Source organism: bacterium (assembly GCA_040755795.1).
Taxonomy (GTDB): domain Bacteria; phylum UBA9089; class CG2-30-40-21; order CG2-30-40-21; family SBAY01; genus JBFLXS01.
On sequence record JBFLXS010000608.1, the window covers coordinates 1 to 1,822 of the forward strand.

At 35.0% G+C, this 1,822-nt stretch carries 1 protein-coding gene; it reads right to left on the reverse strand.

The window, feature by feature from the left end; all coding sequences use genetic code 11:
- Positions 1-1,822: hypothetical protein (locus tag AB1414_20185; protein ID MEW6609733.1), on the reverse strand; the 1,822-nt coding region annotated here is incomplete at both ends.

Sequence of the window (1,822 nt, forward strand, 5' to 3'; positions counted from 1 at the left end):
GTTATCTTAAGAGGTAAAAAAACCGTTTTAGTCCCTCTTTCCTCTCCATAATATTCCATACTTATAACATAATTATCCGTCACTGCCTGGTCAGAAATAAGGAAAGAAATAATTTGATTTTTTCCCGATTCTATTTTATCAATTCTATTATTCTCTTCATAAATTTTAAGTCCCATACTATCAGCCAATTTTATCTTATAATCACAGCTTTCATCTACACCCCCTATATTACTAATAGTAACATTTACCATATCTCCAATTATGTAATCTTTTTTCTCTAACTCTATCTTTAATTCTGCAGGAGGGATATAAAACTTAAATTGGGTAAATTTAGTAGAAGTGCCAATCTGGAGGCAGACAGTTCCATAATGATACCCAGCAGTTGCACTCACTGGAATGAATGTAGTAAGTGTAAAACTACCTTTTTGAGATGGTAGTAAAGATAATGCAGTAGTCGTCCTAAAATTAAACTTATCAATAAAACTAATTATTTGTAAATCTTGCTTAAATTTACCTGTATTAATTATTTCTATCTTCGGCATTAGCTCTTCCCTTACTCGATACTTTGTCTTATCAGGTTCTACCTTAATAATTGCATCATATTTAATTTCCTTTGAGCCCACCCAAATTTTCCCTTTATAACTCAGGGTATAAAATAACTCATAGATGCCAAAGTTAATCATTTTTATCGGAATCTTAATATTCAAGGTAGAAGACCCAGCAATAGCCACCGCACTAAATGTAGATGTCCCATGCCAGAGTAAAGTTTTATCTGGGTCTATAAATGAAACAGTGAGGGTACTTGATTCAATAATAGACAACCCAAGATTGGTTAGAGTAAATGTAATGGTATTGGTAGAATTGGGAATAACAGGTTCTGGAAGGGTTAATTCAAGTCCTGGAATACCTTCTAAAATCTTAAACCAGGTTGTATCTAATCCTATCTTCTTTCCACCCCTATTTGCCTCTGCCTGAATGATGTATATCCCTTCAACTGCATCTTTAGATAAAGGAACATCAAAACTTATACTGACAGAACCTTTAGAAGTAAGTAATAAAGTAGTATTAGTAGCAAAAATCACAGCATTATCCGGGTTCATTACTTTTAGTTGAAGATTAGTATCATATTCAATAGATTTTTCATTTGTCATCTTTAAAGTAATATATACCGTTTCCCCTTTATCATAAATCTTCTTATCCGGAGTCATATTTAAATTTACTTCAGCTTCTACTATCCAGACCCCGTGTTCACATCTTGCTACTGCACCTTGAAAGAAATAAGTATTAGAAACCATCCCTAGATATAACCCAAAATAAGTGCTGGTAGATAAATACACCTCTCTTTCATACGGAAAACTTTTTTGAGAATGTGCCGGGACATTTATACCTGTAATTGTACCGATATGAGCCCACCATCTACCCCCTTTCTCATGTACCCCAACACCAATATTGCCATTTACCACATCTTCATCTGTATCATTTTTGATAAAGATAGTATAGGCTACCTTTGCTCCTTTAACTGCATTCTCATCTGCTACTGCCCAGATTTTGTATCCTTTAAGTCTATTTTCTGGAATGTGATGTTGCGAAATTGCAAATTGACTACCTTCGGTTTGTGGTTGGATGGTATTGCCTGAGTTATCGTGTAACTCATAATCTATCCTGTAAATGCCCATCTTATTGAGGGATGAGAGAGGAGGGATGAGGGATGAGGGAAGACTCAATTCCATTGTCTGATTCGGTAAAAGGCCGGGTGTAAGGTCTAATGTGTAAGGTGGTAATGGTTTTTTGTCCGGGTCTATTACCTTAACAACCACTTTTG